This window comes from Legionella anisa, assembly GCF_001467525.1.
In the GTDB taxonomy this organism is placed as follows: domain Bacteria; phylum Pseudomonadota; class Gammaproteobacteria; order Legionellales; family Legionellaceae; genus Legionella; species Legionella anisa.
The window spans coordinates 326,963-343,299 of record NZ_LNXS01000054.1 but is presented as its reverse complement, the minus strand read 5'-3'; the positions used below and the strand labels follow the sequence as shown (position 1 = coordinate 343,299).

The following is a 16,337-nucleotide window of genomic DNA, read 5'->3' as shown; positions in this document are numbered from 1 at the left end:
TGTTTCGTTAAATCAGTAATTGACTTTTAATAAGTAAGCTTTGTCTATTTTATAAAAATGTGAATCGACTAAAATGAGAATAGCCTTTGTATCAACTTGTGACTACGCTACCCCTAGCGGTGTTAAAAATCATGTCTGCGACCTAGCGTATGAGTTAACAAATCAAGGAAACTCGGTTTATATTATCGGACCATCTTCGAAACCATCAATAACCTCACGTATACCCAATTTTATTCAGATTGCTTCTTTTCCTTCGGCAGCGAAAACAGGAAAACACATCCCCCCACATATCTTACTCAGTCCCAAAGCAATCTCTCGTTTATATAAAATTTTAAACTCCGAGAACTTTGATATAGTCCATATCCAAGAACCTTTAATACCACCGTTGTGTATCTCTGCATTGTTCCACAAAAAAACTCCCTTATTTGCTACTTTTCATACATATTATGAAGAAGGGCAACCGCTTTATCGAATGTTTCGTCCTGTATTAAACACATGGTTAAACCGGCTACATGGGCGAATCACCGTTTCCCAACCGGCAACAAAATATATCGAACAATATTTTCCTTATGATTATAAAATTATTCCTAATGGAGTTAACTTAGATAAGTTTTCTTCACCGGTCCCATCCATTCCCCAGTTAGATGATTCGGACTATATTAATTTATTATTTGTTGGCCATGCGCAGTACAAACGAAAAGGCTTGCGCTATTTATTGGAAGCTTATCAACTTTTAAAAGTAACTTACCCTAAACTACGACTGATAGTAACTGGAACAAGATGGACAGGAGCTTCTGTTCCCACTGAGTTGAATCATTTTGATCTACAAGACATTCTCTATTTAGGGACAGTAAGTGATGAAGAGTTAGTAGCCCTTTATCAAACAGCAGATATTTTTTGCGCCCCATCAATTGGTAATGAAAGTTTTGGTATTGTTCTAATTGAAGCAATGGCAGCAGGCATCCCCATTGTTACTACAAAGATTGAAGGTTATATGAGTGTTGTGCGTGATAATCATGAAGCGTTGCTCGTTCCACCCAAAGACAGTAATGCATTAGCACAGGCCATAAAACGACTTATCGACGATCCGGTTTTGCGTCGGAGATTAATTGAACAGGCTAAAATAAGCGTACAGCGTTACTCATGGAAAAATTTAGCAAAAGAAACCTTGGAATATTATAATGAAAAATTAAGTCAAGGGTTCTCTCCTTCGTAAACTGTCCATAAAAGCATCTACCTTTGTAAAATGATCTGCCCATGTAGGAAGGCTATAATGAGATAATCTTTTGAGCTGAGATACTCGTTGTACGCTATTGTTGTCAGTATAGGCTTCAATCATTGCCAACCAGGATAATCCATCAAGTGGATCAATATATTCTGGAATATCAGCAGCAATTTCTTTAAATACAGGTAAGTCACTGGCAATGACAGGTACTTTTAAAGATAAAGCTTCTGCTAACGGTAGCCCATAACCTTCTGCAAAAGTTGGAAATAATAAAGCCTGCGCATGAGTTAAATAATTCACTAACTCACTATCATCTACAAAACATTCGATAACTAATTCTCGTAAAATGTCACATCGCTCTAAAAAGTCAACAATATTTTCTAACTCCCAACCCCTTTTACCAATTATGACCAATCGCGGTGTTTTTTCCTTCATTCGTTCCGCCAAACGACGCCACACCTGGAACAACAGTAAATGATTTTTTCTAGGTTCAATAGTTCCCAGTATTACAAAATAAGGTTGAGAGAGCGGCTGCTTTGCCATCACGGTTGAAGAGTGGAACAAAGTATTACTACCTAATAATACAACCTCGGCCGGGGGTAGTTGTTTATACTGAGATGAGGTAAAAACATGCAGTTCTTCTAACGTTGATCTCGAGTTAGTCAAGATGCCATGTGCATATGTTACTACATGATCAACCATCGCTAAAAACTTTTTAGGTCTTTTGGGGGGACAATATTCAGGATATTTCAAAGGAATTAAATCATGTACCATAAACAGATTCATGACTCCTGCTTGTTTACTTATTTGAGGATAACCATCAAATCGAGTAGGTTCAATATTCAACAAAAAACTTCCCGCTAAATTTTGTTTATTTTGTTGGCGCAAAATCGATTTAATCAACAATAATGCTATCTTGAACCTATAAAACTTTGATTTGGAATCTATCAATTGCATTATCTGGCGCGTAGCATCATGCGATAAAACAAAATTAAATCGCCAATGAGCGAGCTTAAGTTGAAATACTCCCCGCACGTTTTTTTTATAATAGTGTAAATAGGAGATAATCACTCGATCAATTCCTGTTGGACGACGTCCTAAAATCCCATGTAATAACAATCGAGACATTCCAAGCAATATTTGTTTCATTCTCTATTCCAAGCAATCGCTTAAAAAACGTAGATTTTTCCTTTTTCTTTTCCCAATCTCCTGAAAAAAATATCATCATACGATTTAAATTCCCTTCACAAGAGAGAACTATAGTTCTAAGGTAATAAAAACTTTAGGAGATGTTGACTAAGCTTTTCTCATAAATTCTATAGGTTTTATAGTGTGTTGCGTTAATTAACTCAAGTCCTGCTTGCATGGCATGATTGTCCTCCAATATCCATGAAAGCTCTCCTTGTTGATAATCGAGCTGATCTATTTTTCGGAAGTATTCATAATAAAGCAGCCCTCCTATTGGAAGATGCTGATATTTTTGAAGTACACCCAATAATGGAACTCGGCCTTGATTAATTGTTTTTTTTACTTTGAATTGCCAAAGTAACTTTAAGAAATTGAAAGGAAATAATTTACCATTTCTTGCATGAATTAATAATTGATTCAGATCTGGAAGTCCCACTGAAAATCCACATGGTTCCCCTTCTACCTCAGCAATAAATATTAAATTAGGTAAAATTGAAGATTTTAACTCTGAAGCTAAATAATAAAATTCTTCGACATCTAGAGGTAAGTAACCCCAGTTTTTTGCCCAGGCATCATTATAAATTTTAACAATCAATTTGATTTCATTTTTAAAATCCTTCATATTGATTGTTCTGATTGTAATACGATATTTCTCACATATTTTTTTAATGATCTGTATTTTTTTAGGATCAAATGCAATCTCATCCATACCCACAGTCCATGCCTGAAGATCCTTTACTTTTTTATACCCTTCTTGTTCTACTAAATTTATATAGTACTCAGGATTTTGAGGCATCATAATATAGGGTTTCGTATCAAAAGCAGAAATTTGTAACCCACATTCATAATTTATTGAAGGATTCATTGGTCCACGCATACCCTGCATGCCCTGTTCAACAACCCATCGTTCTGCATGCTTAAAAAGAGCACTCGCCACTTCATTCGAGTTTTTACATTCAAAAAAACCCCAAAAAGCAATTTTTTCATCATGTATTTTGTGATGCAATTTATTAATAATAGCCGATATTCTACCCACAGCTTTATTTCCATGGTATGCAACCCAATGGTTGATTTCCGCCTCTTTATAAAATGGATTTTTTTTATCTAGAATACGTTTTATAGTATGGTGTAATGGTGGAACCCAGTTCTCGTTGTATTTATGTAATTGAAATGGAACGTGTAAAAAATCATTAAAGTGTTTCGATTTTTCGCATAAAACCACATCAATTGACATAAAATCTCCATTTTAAAACGTTGTCACTTTCATTTAAATGCAGGATTTGAGTATGCGGTCTTTACTTATTTTATGCAACCTGTTACTTGCATAAAAAAGCAGAAGTTGTAAGATCTCCTTAATAAGTATTGCTAAGTTTCAATTTAAAATTGTTCACATAGAATCTAAGTTTTTGAAGCGCATTATGCGACTCAGATTCGTTAATACGATTTAAATTTGATTATCTAAATAAGGATTTTTATGAGTCAGCAAGTTCAAAAACGTGTTTTACAAGTTATAGCAAAGGTTCTTACGCTTTCACCTGAAAATATACAGATCACTCAACCCATAAATGAGATTTGTGATGACTCTCTGGATTTGGTTAATTTAGTATTTACTTTAGAAGAGGAGTTTAACCTCGATATTGCAGATAAAGTAAAAGAAGCTAAAACCGTTTATGATATTATTGCGTGCATTGATACTTTAGTGCAACAAGCCACTGAGAACAGTGCTGTGTGACCTTACTCTAAATCTCATAGAAAAGGCTCCTAACAAACAAATCTTATCCATATTCAATTGAATATGCCTTATGCCCATCCTTTGCTTTTGGAGGCTAAATGCTGTTCTTGCTTTACGCCGTTATAGTTCCACTTAGGAAAAAACAGCTATTTTAACAAATATTTACTTTTAGATCCCATTCAACTTATCATAGGCGTAAACACATTATCAAGGAACGAATAAAATGACTTATAAAGGAATATCACTCAAATTAAAACCTGCTTTTTTGAGTAGATTTGAATTGTAACCGTGTTCGAATGAGATAAAGTAGGAACTAGTATTTATCAACCAAGCAAAAATATACTAGATGTATGCAGTTTATAAAATGGATAAAAACTCAATGCAAGATTTTATTTCTATCGTTGATGCTCTCCAAGGACATGTAAAAGAATATCCTGATTGTATCGCCATTAAATTTTTAACACAAAAAAACTATGAAACATTGACTTATAAAGAACTTGACCAACAAGCTCGTCGATTGGCTTATATATTGCAACAACGTGAATCTTATTATGATGAGCGTGCTGTCATTCTGTTACCACCTGGATTAGATTACGTTGTTGCTTTTTTTGCTTGCCTTTACTCAGGAGTAATCGCTGTTCCAGTATATCCACCCAGAAGAAATCAGCATAAAAATCGTGTCTTTTCTATTCTTGATGATTCACAAGCGAAATTTGTGATTACAAATCAAACTCTTGCCGCTGAGTTTATGGATTATACGGTTATAGACATTGATTCCATAGATAAAGAAGTTGTTGAGAAATACCGCTCCTTTCCTGTTGAACAAAACAAAATTGCTTTTTTGCAGTATACCTCTGGATCTACAAACACACCCAAGGGTGTACTCATCAGTCATTTAAATCTTGTTGCAAATATTAAGGGAATACTCAGCTTTACCCCATCTAAAGAAACGGAGCGAGATAAAGTGTGTTCCTGGCTGCCTCCTTATCATGATATGGGTTTAATTGGATGTGTACTTACATCGATATATAAAAGATTTGAGCTTATTTTAATGCCGCCAGCTTACTTTTTACATTCGCCCGTACGCTGGTTAGAAATTATTTCTCAAGAACGTATTACACTCACCTGTGTTCCTAATTTTGCTTTTGATTTCTGTGTAAAGAAAATTACTCCTGCTCAAATAAAGCAATTGGATCTAAGCTCTTTGCGTTGTATATACAATGGATCTGAACCAATTCAATTTGAATCCGTTCAGCAATTTATTAATACATTTGCTATCACAGGCCTATCGCCACAAACAATCTATCCCTGTTATGGTCTTGCTGAAGCTACCTTAATGCTCACAGCAAAACAATATAATGTACCAGATACTTCATTAAAATTAATTAAATCGAATTTTGAATCAGGAACGATATCCATTGCACCGGAGTCCTTAAATCATTCTACTATGAATATAGTAAACTGTGGCCATTGCCTCTCGGATCATAGTATTCGCATTGTTGAACCTCATACATTAAATGAATTGCCTGAGGGTAGTATAGGTGAAATATGGGCAAGTGGACCAAGTATAGCAAAAGGCTATTGGAATAAAACAGACCTCTCTAAAGCCACTTTTGAAAACCAGCTACCTAATACTCCCGATCTATTCTATTTAAGAACCGGAGATCTTGGGTTCATCCACCAAGGAAATTTATACGTTACAGGACGAATCAAAGATTTAATTATTATTCATGGTAAAAATTATTATCCTCAAGATATTGAGCAAGCCATTACTCAGAATCAGGCAGTCTTTGAACCCCAAGGCGCGGCTGCTTTTGCTATAGAGGTGGATGAAAGACAGGAGTTAATTGTAGTACAAGAGGTCAAACGTATTGCACTAAATCATGTTGAATTTGACTTATTATTTTCTGAAATTCGAGCCATTCTTTTGGATCAATTTGGATTAGTGCCCTATTCTATCGTTTTAATAAAACCTTATACCCTCCCTAAAACTTCAAGTGGAAAAATCCAACGTTGGCTTGCCCGTAAGTCATTTCTCGATAAGACTTTAAAAAATATCGCATTGTGGGAAAAAGAAGACACAAATCAAAACGATGGCTTTTCTCTAACCTTATCAGTCAATGAAGTTAAAAGATGGTTAACCGAATGGTTAATGCGGCGTCTCAATATGGTTTTATCCGAACATGATTATGATAAATCAATTACTGCTTTAGGTATAAATTCTATTGCAGCAGTGGAATTATCCAATGATTTACAAACTAAGATAGGAAAACAGATTGAATTACTGCCTTTATTTGAACAATATTCTTTAAATCAACTCATCGCTTTTTTGGTGGAAAACACTCCTGCTAAAGATTTAAAACAAATTCAAAATGCACCGGTATTCATGAATAAATCATCAGTCAATGGTGAGTCATTTAGGCTTGTGGATTTTCCAGTATCATTTGGATTAGGAAGTTTGATTCAAAATGCTGAGACAAAGTTAGATAATCATTTTATTAGTGATATAAAAAAAATTTACTTCAATGTTAATGAAGGCATATCCAGCAATACAACAATAATCGATAGAGAACATTATATTAATTATTCGGGTTATAATTACTTAGGCTTATCTGGTGAACCTAGTGTTACTGAGGCGGTACTTGCTGCAGTAAAAAAACTGGGAACTTCTGTTTCTGCCAGTCGTCTGGTTTCAGGTGAAAAATCACTTCATGGAGAATTAGAAAAAACAATCGCTGATTTAATCGGTACAGAAGATTGTCTCGTGTTCCCTTCCGGATATTTAACCAACATTACTGTTATTACGCATTTGTTTGGCAAAAATGATCTTATTATTCATGATGAACTCGCACATAATAGTATTATTCAAGCTGCTGTGTTTTCTGGAGCTGAACGTATTGCCTTTCCACATAATAATCATCAATTCCTCATTGATTTTCTTGAAAAATATCGCGATCAATATAGAAAGGTATTAATTGTCACGGAAGGGGTTTTTAGCATGGATGGAGATATTGCTGATGTTCCCGATCTTATTACGATTAAAAAGCAATTCCATGCTTTTTTAATGATAGATGAAGCACATTCTATTGGTGTATTAGGAGAAACAGGCAAAGGCATTCGTGAATATTATAATTTAGACTCCAAAGATGTCGATATTTGGATGGGAACACTAAGTAAAGCATTTGCAAGTTGCGGCGGTTACCTAGCAGGCTCTCATGAATTAATTGAAAATCTTAGGTATACCGCAGCTGGTTTTGTTTATTCAGCAGGCATATCACCTGCAAATACTGCCGCTGCATTAGCGGCGATTGAGGTAATGAAGAAAGAGCCTCAACGAGTAAGTATGCTGCGTGATAGGCATACGCTGTTATTGTCTTTATTAAAAGAGCAAAATATCCCAACAGGATTAAGCAATAACACTCCAATTATTCCTATTGTGGTTGGCGAAGACTCAGCAGCAATCCAACTTAGCCATTACTTAAAAGAAAATCACATCTTGGCTTTACCTATTATTTATCCTGCAGTAGAAAAAAATTTAGCAAGAGTAAGATTATTTATGAATTGTTTCCATACAGACGAGCAACTCTATAAAACTGTAAGCCTATTGAGAAACTATGTATTATTCAAACATAAAGTTAAAAAAGCACACGATGCGAATAGCAAAGCCAACTCGCTGAGTTTAGAAGATCAGTGTGTCTGAGTTCATACATGGATATTTTGTAGCCTGGGTGCAGCCCAGACTACAATTTAAATTTCCCGCTGATTTATCTATGTTATGAATAATAGGGCATTAAGGATGTTGCTACAAAAAAAACAATCAACGCATACAAAAAACCAAATATCATATCAATAACATAATGAAATCTTCCATAAATTGTACTAATTATCAATCCTATTCCAAAAGGTAAGATGTAATAAAATAATGGGGTATGTAAATGCCACGTTGTTAATAACACAGCAGAAGATACGCCTGTATGACCACTCGGAAATGCAGTGCCTGGAGTTGAGCCATCTTGTAATAATTTATGAGTAAGTCGAAAGAAAAAACCATGACTACGATGATCTTTAATTTTCTCAAAAATGTTACGAGGCCCATAAGCTGGAATAATGCTATGGGTTATGTAACATGAAAAAAGTAGCAATAAGATAACAAATTGACACTCATAGAATGGTATAAATTCTTGGCGAAGATAAAAAAATAAAGGCACTCCATAAATCAGTATAAAAAAACTTAGATAACATAAATGCAAGAACTCAGAAAGAAATAGTGAGTTTGCACGATTGTTATGATGAAAATTTAGTACCCACTCAAAATATTTTTTCTCAAAATGTATGAGTTTTTCATCGTAATAAATTTTATTAAATGCAGATGCCAATAGCTCAGTTTCTTTATGTAACAAGGGTAAAAATAATAAAGGAGACCAATCATATAAGATTTTTAACGTGTTTGAATGAATCGGTTTAAAAAATGGAAAAGCTTCCCATAATATAACAATACAATTAATGGAAATAAAAAAAAGACGTAGCCTCTTTTGTTCAGGGTTAGACATTCCTAAGATAAAAGTCGAAATAATGAGATAAGTAATAACCAATAAAGCTACTGTTAACATAAATTCAACCTAAGTGAATAATCCAAATTTTTAGTACTTTACTTATGACCACTCAGGCAGATTTATGTTTACTCGCATGATAAATAGTCAAAAAAATTGTCTGCATTATCGTAAATGTTGACAGAAAAATTAAAAATATGAGCAAGACTCCTGCCCAATAAGAACTAAATAGGGAGGTAATCAAGATTCCTATCATGAAAAAAAGCATTTCTCCACGATTCATAACACGCCAAATTAATGTTTCATTATCATCGGATACTGCACCACGATGATTGGCATAAGCAACTATAAATGATGGCAAAATAACCACAAAAGAAGTAATACAGATTAATTGATCCAAGCTTAAATAAAATGCTTTAATTTCACAAAAGAAATAGGAAAAAATAATAGCAAAATCAACAAACCTATCAATGGTTCCATCAACAAATGCCCCTAAATTGGATGCTTTATTTCGAGCTCGGGCAACAGAACCATCAATAACATCAAAAATACCTGCTAAAAGAAAAAGTAAAATGGCAGTAACATAGTAATGAAAATAAGAATAAAAAACAGCGATCGCTGCTAAAATTAAAGAATTTATTGTATAAAATCCCGCAGGAAAAGGACTATATTTTGCAAAAAATTTGCCGAGACACATGGAGGTCTTTTGCCAAGTCCGTGATTTTTCTTTTATCATGATTAAATCCAATTAAACATATATAAAAACTTGATAGATTTTTATAACAATTGCAGCAGCATCCTAAATTGCAATTTAATTAATATGAAGATAATAACAAACAATTACAAGACCGTCATCTCACTAACTTGCTTTTAATAAATTAGGGTCTGTTTACATTTCGCTAGATTGAGTCAAAATGGCTTGAGTTTCGAGTACCGAAGCGCAGCATACACAAAGTATGTGAGCATCGGAACACAGAAAATCATGTCATTTTGGCCAAGATAGTAGAAATGGAAACAGACCCTAGTCTAAATCATTTATAAGGATATCAATTGCCTCCTATTTTTTATTGATTTCCTTGCTAACTTTTGTAACAATTTTTAAATCATTCGTCTTGTATAAAAATAAATCATTCGGAATTTAACAGGGAATTTAAAATATTTTCAGCAGAAGGGATATAAAAAGAGTGTCAACCGCATGAATGAAAAAACAATATTAATTACGGGAGCAAGTCGTGGTATTGGCGAGCAATTGGCAATACTTTATGCTGCACCCAATATAAATTTGATTTTAGTTGCACGAGATCTCAACACTTTGGACAATGTTTCCCGACGTTGTCAAGAACAAGGTGCAAATACAATTTATGAAAGTATTGATGTCCAAAATGCAACTCAACTAAAAAAATTTATTATTGAGGTTGATAATAAAATGCCTATCGACTTGGTGATTGCTAACGCGGGGATCTCATCTACATTACAACCTAATTGGCAACCAGAAAAAGAAGAACATATTAACCAGGTTTTTGCTATTAATTTGCAAGGGACTATGAATACCGTTACCCCGCTAATTCCCAGAATGATAGAAAGAAAAAAGGGTCAAATAGCAATGATGAGTTCCATTGCTGGCTTACGTGGATTACCTCAGTCTCCAAGCTACTGCGCCAGTAAGGCAGCGCTTCATATATACGGTCAGTCCTTACGTGCTTGGCTTATTCGATATCAGATCCATGTTAATGTGATTTGCCCTGGGTATATTAAGACGGATATGTCTGATCGGCTTACTGGGCTGAAGCCTTTTTTAATGTCAAGCGAGAAAGCGGCAAAAATGATTCAAAAAGGATTGCTAAAAAACAAAGCGTCCATTGTCTTTCCATGGCCTTTGCACATGCTCATCAAATTAGCTCATTTACTTCCCTCAAGACCGGTAGATGCAATTTTAAATCGCTATGAATCTTACATTAGCTAGCATATATTATATATACAAAAACCTGGAACAAGAGGGAATTGGAAATCCATGACAAATAAGAGTTACTCTTCATTTATTTTTGTGAATGAAGCCGATTTTCATAGGCGGCGGCGTAAAGAAATATTATTAAAGTATCCTGAAGTTAAAGATTTATTTGGTCATGAATCCAAAACCATATATATTAGTTTGGCTTTAGTATCATTTCAGTTAACATTAGCTTATTGGTGCAGAGCAACAACTCTATTTTGGTGGCTATTTATTTTATATTTTATAGGAGCCACAATAAATCATGCCATTTTTACTGCGATTCATGAAATAACTCATAATTTAGCATTTAAATCAAAAAAGGCTAATCGTTATTTTGCACTCTTAGTTAATCTGCCATTAGGAATTCCTGCGGCAATCAGTTTTGAAAAATATCATCATTTACATCATCGACATCTAGGTGATAAGAAAAAAGATGGCGATGTTCCTGTATTGGTTGAAGCAAAAATATTCAATTCCATGACAGGCAAACTATTCTGGTTACTTATTCAACCTCTGACATATAGCCTTCGTCCAATAATTAAATGGCCACAAAAAATGTCTTCCTGGGAGATAAGTAATATTACTTTGCAATTATTGTTTAATGTTTTAGTGACTTTTTTATTTGGTTGGAAGTTTTTAGGCTTTTTAATTTTATCTACTTTAGTTGGCATGAGCCTTCATCCCCTGGCTACTCATTTTATCGCCGAGCATTATGTAGCGCATAAACAACAGGAAACGTATTCCTACTACGGTCCATTGAATTATCTTACTTTTAATTTTGGACATCATGTTGAGCATCATGATTTTCCAGGCATCCCCTGGTCAAGAACCCCTCAATTAAGAAAAATAGCTCCAGAATATTATAACAGCTTGTATGTGCATAGTTCATGGCTTGGGTTTATGAAAGAATTTATATGTTCAAAAAAAATTAATTTATTTTCTCGTGTGGTTCGAGAATGAATAATTGATGCTGTAACAGTAGAATTATTACAGTTTGATGAACCCAATCACCTATGCAAAATGCTCTGCCCCACGCACCATTTGTTTCATTGTAATAGTCAATGAGATACACAATAATTAGGGTCTATTGATAATTTCTTAAGTTATCTTTAATTTTGGATGTTCAAACAAAAGTTTAATGTTACTTTCATTTTTCTCATAAAATTGCGTGTATTTTTTTTGGCTTAAGTCCGCAAGCCGTTTAAGTTCCGCAATAGGATTCTCACTGATAGCAAATAAGGAATTAACTAAAGCATCAATGTCTTTATGATTATGCATCTCATCATCCAAATCTATTCCCCTACCACCATGCACGGTGGTTAACAATGGCATCCCATATGCCATTGCCTCAACGGTCTTAATATTGATTCCAGTACCGCACGTCATAGGAGATATGATCAAATCCATTTGACTATAGAATTCAGTAATATTTGTGACATACCCATGCGAGTTGACCCAAGGTTTTTTAAAGACTCTCATTTCAGAAACAGAGCTTTTTTTAGCAACTGCTTCTTTTACTTCTCCCGCAATATGGACTACGAAGGGTATGTTATCTTTTCCTTGTAAATACCGATCGATACGTTCCAAAAACTTCCGCACCATGGCTAAATTAAATAAATTATTACTTGCAACAATACCCACATTATTTAATGAGGAAAAATTATGTTTTAAGAATTTGGGTTTTTCAACATGAGAAATTACGACTGTATTTTTCTGACCAGAAATCGTCTCAAAGTATCCGGCCTCTTCCTCAGTTATTCCAATGACCAGATCAGATCTTCTAAGATAAGCTCCTTCCTCTTCTTGACTACATGAAAAACTTCTAGTTGGTAATTTATTCAAACGCAACATTTCGGAACGATTTCCCATTTTATCGTGAGTATCGATTACTCTTAAAATGTAATTAGGCACAAATTCCAGTAGTTTTGATTGGTATACATAAGAACATACAACAAGATCAATATCGTAATATTTACATAAAAAGTGGATATGCTCTCCTATCCCATTCACGTACCATCCATCATAGGGAACGGTCCCCGCACTAAATAAAGATTTTTTGCACGGTATAACATCCAGCGTGCTAAATTGATTTTTCATTGCCCGTAAAATCGCTTGATCACATTCGGGATTTTCTAACATAACGAAGTGGACTTTATGGCCCATTTCCTCAAATTTCTTAATAAGATTGCACATCCGAACTCGATTACCATGATTAGATGGGTAAGTTGGGATAGGAGAATAATATAATATATTTAAACGATTATTTGCACGACGTTGACGCGCTTCCTGGGACGGTTTCTGCTCAGCTCGAGTCATTGCTATATGCCAGGAGGAACCAAACTTAGAATGATTTTTTAAAACATCTCCCCACTTCTCTATAAATAATTTTTTATTCTGTTCTAAAAGATTTCGATGTGTGTGTGCGTAAGTTTTATGGAGAAAATGCACGACTTCAGAATTGGGTTGGTAAATTACTCTCATCCCTTGTGCATGGGCAGTCATTGCCAAGTCTGTATCTTCATAATAAGCATTTTTATAACGAGGATCAAATCCTCCTACAGAATCCCAAAATGATTTTCGAATTAGAATAGAGCAGCCTGAAATATAATCGGTATCACGTTGAGTATTGAAAAAAAACCACTCACGACTACTATCTGGCCCAATATTTAAAGTAGCTCCATTATGAAATATTACTGAGCCAGCTTCCTGAATCAGGCCAGTGGGGTATAAAATCTTAGACCCAACAATTGCAATATGTTTATCAGACTCAATGGTCTTATATAAATTTTCCAACCAATTGGGTAATACTATAGTGTCATTATTAAGTAATAGAATATAACGCCCTCGAGCTATTCGTGCAGCATGATTACAATTTTGCAAAAAACCACTATTTTTCTCAGTCTTAATTACAATTAAACCTGGATATACTGTAGCTGCATTCATTGTATCATCTGTTGAGCAATCATCAGCCAAAATTAGCTCATAATTAACATCACCATCACATGTGCTCAAAATAGAGTTTATACAGGCACACGTTAATTTCCATTGATTATAGACAGGAATAATAATAGAGACATCGATATCTTTATGAGCATTCGGGAAAAAAATTGGTTGCGGCTGCTGCTGTTGGCAATATCTGATAAAAGATTTTAATGTGTGACGATAAGAACGATTATGAGAAATAGAAGCTAACTCATTGGTTAATGCCCACCCTAATTTTTTTTTGAATAAATAAAATTGATTGATGATATAAGCACTGCAATCCCCAAAAAAATTGATTAAACTCCAAATGAAATAGCTTTCTTTAATCTTGACATAAACATTAGACATTTAATCTTTACCTATACGTTGAGCAAGTTTTTGTTTTTTATAACTAACTAATTGTAAAAACTATCACGAAATTATAACGGATGAAATGTAAATCCTATCTTTAAACTCTAGATCATGCCAAGCTATTCTATTATGGATTGGTTAAAATCTATATAAAAGCTGAGATACCCCGGATAGATGAGTAAAAGTTGAATTAAGCAATCTTAAGACACTGTTTATTTTGTAGTATTAATTGGAATAAAAAGCTTTTATAACAAAGAATCACTCGATTGCTTACAGCGCTTAGTTTTCAGACAATCATTGACTTTTTATCAAGCAACTAGAATAATATGCGATCATTTTAATCGACCTCTTAACTTATCCTAAAGGAGCGCTACCAATGTTTGGGAAATTTAGTTTTTTTTTCTAATACAACAAAAGAGGAGGCTAATGCGAGTAAAGGCTTCACCAATCAAGCAGATGTATTAAGTCATGTTCATCCTGAGAAAGGTGAAAAAGGTATTTGCGCACAATTAGCCAATCTCTATACAAAATATGAGATTGGTGGAAAATCGAATTCACCTGATTTCCTAAAGGGAACCCCACAAGAAATTTATAATGCAGCATTAAAAGAACGAAGACATCAGGAAGATTTATTCAAACAAGGTGAGGATGGGTTACATAGTGCTTTTGTTGATACAAAAACCCCTTATTTTTCCAGTACCGATACAGTAAAAGTTTCTGATCTGAACTCCGAAAATCTTGCAGCATTAGTTAATCAGGCCGGTCCTAACCACATTGTAACTTACCCAGTTAAACAGGCTCGGGCAAACCATACAATTGCTTTTGGAAAAAGTAAACATGGGGAGTCTTGCTATTCTTTTAGCGCAAATTTTCCTCCTCGAGAGCACCCGTGCAATGCGTTTAAAGAGCTTGCAAAAGAAATTAAAGAATTAGGTGATCAGGATAAGACTGCGATTATAGCTACCCACTATATGAAGCGATAGAATGTGCTAAGTATTTAACGTAGAGAAAGATCTCTTTAATTGCATAGCAACTTAGGAGATCTTTTGATATTTTTTCAGACAGTTTAAAATTATTCATTAATTTAAAATGCTATCTAATCTTGACAAATAATCCATATCGTTTTCTTCCTCTTTTTGCGCAATAACACTAAAAAATGAACCGCTATAGTTTGAAACATTTACATCTTCAGGCTCTGTTTTTTCAGGTTGTTTTTCTGATGGTTCTACCGATACGTGGACCGATGGTTCTACTGAAGGTTTCGATGACTTTTCTACAGTACTTTCCTCTTTATCAGAATCAGAACTATTATAAGAATTTTCCATTCTTTTGTAGTCCTCTTTTGTATATGCGTGAAAGCTTAAAGGATCGTCGGTAGAACAAGTCGGAGGAAAATCAAATCGGCCTTCTTTTGTCAACTGCTCTTTCTTCTCTCCAAACCAGTGCAACCAAGGACCACTTATAAAACCAGCTCTTTTAAAAGCCGCCTGATGCTTTTGATGACATTTAATATCCCAATCATTATGTATATTGTGGGGCGCACATTTCTTTCCTTTTGCTCTTGCTTTCTCATCCAACAAAGCATGTCCCATAACTTGTTCCATAAAAATAGGAATAGTATTTTTTGGCATTGGCTCACCTTGAGCTTCCTGAGCATAGTTTTGTCCTTGCATTACTTTAGCTGAATCTAAAGCGCGTTCGGATGCCTTAACGCGTGGATCATTTATAAGTGTTGTTAAACCACTATCGAACTTTTGCCTATTTCCCTGTTCGAATTTATTACCAGCAGGCGGATTTGCCATTGCTTCACCCTTCGCCGTATAATACGCAGCCGCTACGAATCCACCGACGAATTGCTTGGCCTGTGCGATCATAAACTTGGATGCTTCAGCTTCAACCTGGTCAAGATCATAAAAATCTACATGGTCCCAACGATTGGCACCATACGCATCATACTCATCATGAGTTTGATTATTCGACACTTCTTCTATGACAGGATCATATTTAGAATAAGACATAATATACCTCTAAAAACAATTAAATTAATTAGTCACAATTTGATTGGCAATTATCATATATGGGCAAAATTTATCTTGTTTAGCGCATTTTATGTTTAATTTTCAATCAAATTGCTCTCCAGTGATTTTAAGAAAAAATTGTTAAGGGTTTATTAGTGTTTTGTATAAAATTTATTCTGATCCTATAAAAAGATTATGGCCTTAATATTTTCACTTTGAATATGAATTGGCTTGACAGTCGAGGAGAAGAAGAACAACGTCTATCGACCCGGGGAAACTTACCCTGAGGTATCGTTACCTT

General features: G+C 34.5%; 12 protein-coding genes. 6 read left to right on the top strand and 6 right to left on the bottom strand.

Annotation, left to right across the window (positions count from 1 at the left end):
- The first annotated feature begins 73 nt into the window (after positions 1-73).
- Positions 74-1,216: a glycosyltransferase family 4 protein gene (locus Lani_RS17960; protein WP_019235394.1), complete on the top strand. Its 1,143-nt coding sequence runs from the start codon at positions 74-76 to the stop codon at positions 1,214-1,216.
- Here the strand turns inward: Lani_RS17960 and Lani_RS17955 are convergent.
- Together Lani_RS17955 and Lani_RS17950 are read right to left on the bottom strand one after the other, a co-directional pair.
- The gene (locus Lani_RS17955; RefSeq protein ID WP_019235395.1) at positions 1,190-2,374 is read right to left on the bottom strand and encodes a glycosyltransferase family 4 protein; all 1,185 of its coding nucleotides are present in this window, start codon (positions 2,372-2,374) and stop codon (positions 1,190-1,192) included. The genes Lani_RS17960 and Lani_RS17955 overlap by 27 nt on opposite strands.
- 133 nt (positions 2,375-2,507) lie before the next feature.
- Positions 2,508-3,647, bottom strand: coding sequence for a GNAT family N-acetyltransferase (locus tag Lani_RS17950; protein ID WP_058388738.1), 1,140 nt, complete (start codon positions 3,645-3,647; stop codon positions 2,508-2,510).
- Positions 3,648-3,887: 240 nt separating this feature from the next.
- Between Lani_RS17950 and Lani_RS17945 the strand changes: the two genes are divergently transcribed.
- Together Lani_RS17945 and Lani_RS17940 are read left to right on the top strand one after the other, a co-directional pair.
- The gene (locus tag Lani_RS17945) at positions 3,888-4,145 is read left to right on the top strand and encodes an acyl carrier protein (RefSeq protein ID WP_019235396.1); all 258 of its coding nucleotides are present in this window, start codon (positions 3,888-3,890) and stop codon (positions 4,143-4,145) included.
- A gap of 364 nt (positions 4,146-4,509) precedes the next feature.
- Positions 4,510-7,845, top strand: coding sequence for an aminotransferase class I/II-fold pyridoxal phosphate-dependent enzyme (locus tag Lani_RS17940; RefSeq protein ID WP_160163613.1), 3,336 nt, complete (start codon positions 4,510-4,512; stop codon positions 7,843-7,845).
- 73 nt (positions 7,846-7,918) lie between these two features.
- Here Lani_RS17940 and Lani_RS17935 read toward each other — a convergent pair whose 3' ends face one another.
- Complete coding sequence (locus Lani_RS17935) at positions 7,919-8,755, bottom strand: phosphatase PAP2 family protein (protein ID WP_019235398.1); 837 nt, start codon at positions 8,753-8,755, stop codon at positions 7,919-7,921.
- 52 nt (positions 8,756-8,807) lie between these two features.
- Positions 8,808-9,431: a CDP-alcohol phosphatidyltransferase family protein gene (locus Lani_RS17930; RefSeq protein WP_019235399.1), complete on the bottom strand. Its 624-nt coding sequence runs from the start codon at positions 9,429-9,431 to the stop codon at positions 8,808-8,810.
- A 459-nt stretch (positions 9,432-9,890) separates the two neighbouring features.
- Between Lani_RS17930 and Lani_RS17925 the strand changes: the two genes are divergently transcribed.
- Both Lani_RS17925 and Lani_RS17920 read left to right on the top strand, forming a co-directional pair.
- Positions 9,891-10,658 carry an SDR family NAD(P)-dependent oxidoreductase gene (locus Lani_RS17925; RefSeq protein ID WP_019235400.1) on the top strand — a complete coding sequence of 256 codons (768 nt, stop codon included), beginning with the start codon at positions 9,891-9,893 and terminating at the stop codon, positions 10,656-10,658.
- A gap of 48 nt (positions 10,659-10,706) precedes the next feature.
- Positions 10,707-11,645, top strand: coding sequence for a fatty acid desaturase (locus Lani_RS17920; RefSeq protein WP_019235401.1), 939 nt, complete (start codon positions 10,707-10,709; stop codon positions 11,643-11,645).
- A gap of 138 nt (positions 11,646-11,783) precedes the next feature.
- Here Lani_RS17920 and Lani_RS17915 read toward each other — a convergent pair whose 3' ends face one another.
- On the bottom strand, positions 11,784-14,015 hold the full coding sequence (locus tag Lani_RS17915) for a glycosyltransferase (protein WP_058388737.1): 2,232 nt from the start codon (positions 14,013-14,015) through the stop codon (positions 11,784-11,786).
- Positions 14,016-14,398: 383 nt separating this feature from the next.
- Between Lani_RS17915 and Lani_RS17910 the strand changes: the two genes are divergently transcribed.
- A complete protein-coding gene (locus Lani_RS17910) occupies positions 14,399-15,001 on the top strand; it encodes a hypothetical protein (protein ID WP_058388736.1) in 603 nt (200 codons plus the stop codon).
- A 96-nt stretch (positions 15,002-15,097) separates the two neighbouring features.
- Here the strand turns inward: Lani_RS17910 and Lani_RS17905 are convergent, their stop codons facing one another.
- Positions 15,098-16,036 (bottom strand): hypothetical protein, encoded by a 939-nt coding sequence (locus Lani_RS17905; RefSeq protein ID WP_019235404.1) that lies wholly within the window; start codon positions 16,034-16,036, stop codon positions 15,098-15,100.
- Positions 16,037-16,337 lie beyond the last annotated feature (301 nt).

Excerpts from the sequence above, each read along its gene's own strand:
- Lani_RS17930 (WP_019235399.1), bottom strand. The coding sequence starts at position 9,431 with ATGATAAAAGAAAAATCACGGACTTGGCAAAAGACCTCCATGTGTCTC.
- Lani_RS17915 (WP_058388737.1), bottom strand. The coding sequence starts at position 14,015 with ATGTCTAATGTTTATGTCAAGATTAAAGAAAGCTATTTCATTTGGAGT.
- Lani_RS17920 (WP_019235401.1), top strand. The coding sequence starts at position 10,707 with ATGACAAATAAGAGTTACTCTTCATTTATTTTTGTGAATGAAGCCGAT.
- Lani_RS17955 (WP_019235395.1), bottom strand. The coding sequence starts at position 2,374 with ATGAAACAAATATTGCTTGGAATGTCTCGATTGTTATTACATGGGATT.
- Lani_RS17950 (WP_058388738.1), bottom strand. The coding sequence starts at position 3,647 with ATGTCAATTGATGTGGTTTTATGCGAAAAATCGAAACACTTTAATGAT.
- Lani_RS17960 (WP_019235394.1), top strand. The coding sequence starts at position 74 with ATGAGAATAGCCTTTGTATCAACTTGTGACTACGCTACCCCTAGCGGT.
- Lani_RS17945 (WP_019235396.1), top strand. The coding sequence starts at position 3,888 with ATGAGTCAGCAAGTTCAAAAACGTGTTTTACAAGTTATAGCAAAGGTT.
- Lani_RS17935 (WP_019235398.1), bottom strand. The coding sequence starts at position 8,755 with ATGTTAACAGTAGCTTTATTGGTTATTACTTATCTCATTATTTCGACT.
- Lani_RS17905 (WP_019235404.1), bottom strand. The coding sequence starts at position 16,036 with ATGTCTTATTCTAAATATGATCCTGTCATAGAAGAAGTGTCGAATAAT.
- Lani_RS17940 (WP_160163613.1), top strand. The coding sequence starts at position 4,510 with ATGGATAAAAACTCAATGCAAGATTTTATTTCTATCGTTGATGCTCTC.
- Lani_RS17925 (WP_019235400.1), top strand. The coding sequence starts at position 9,891 with ATGAATGAAAAAACAATATTAATTACGGGAGCAAGTCGTGGTATTGGC.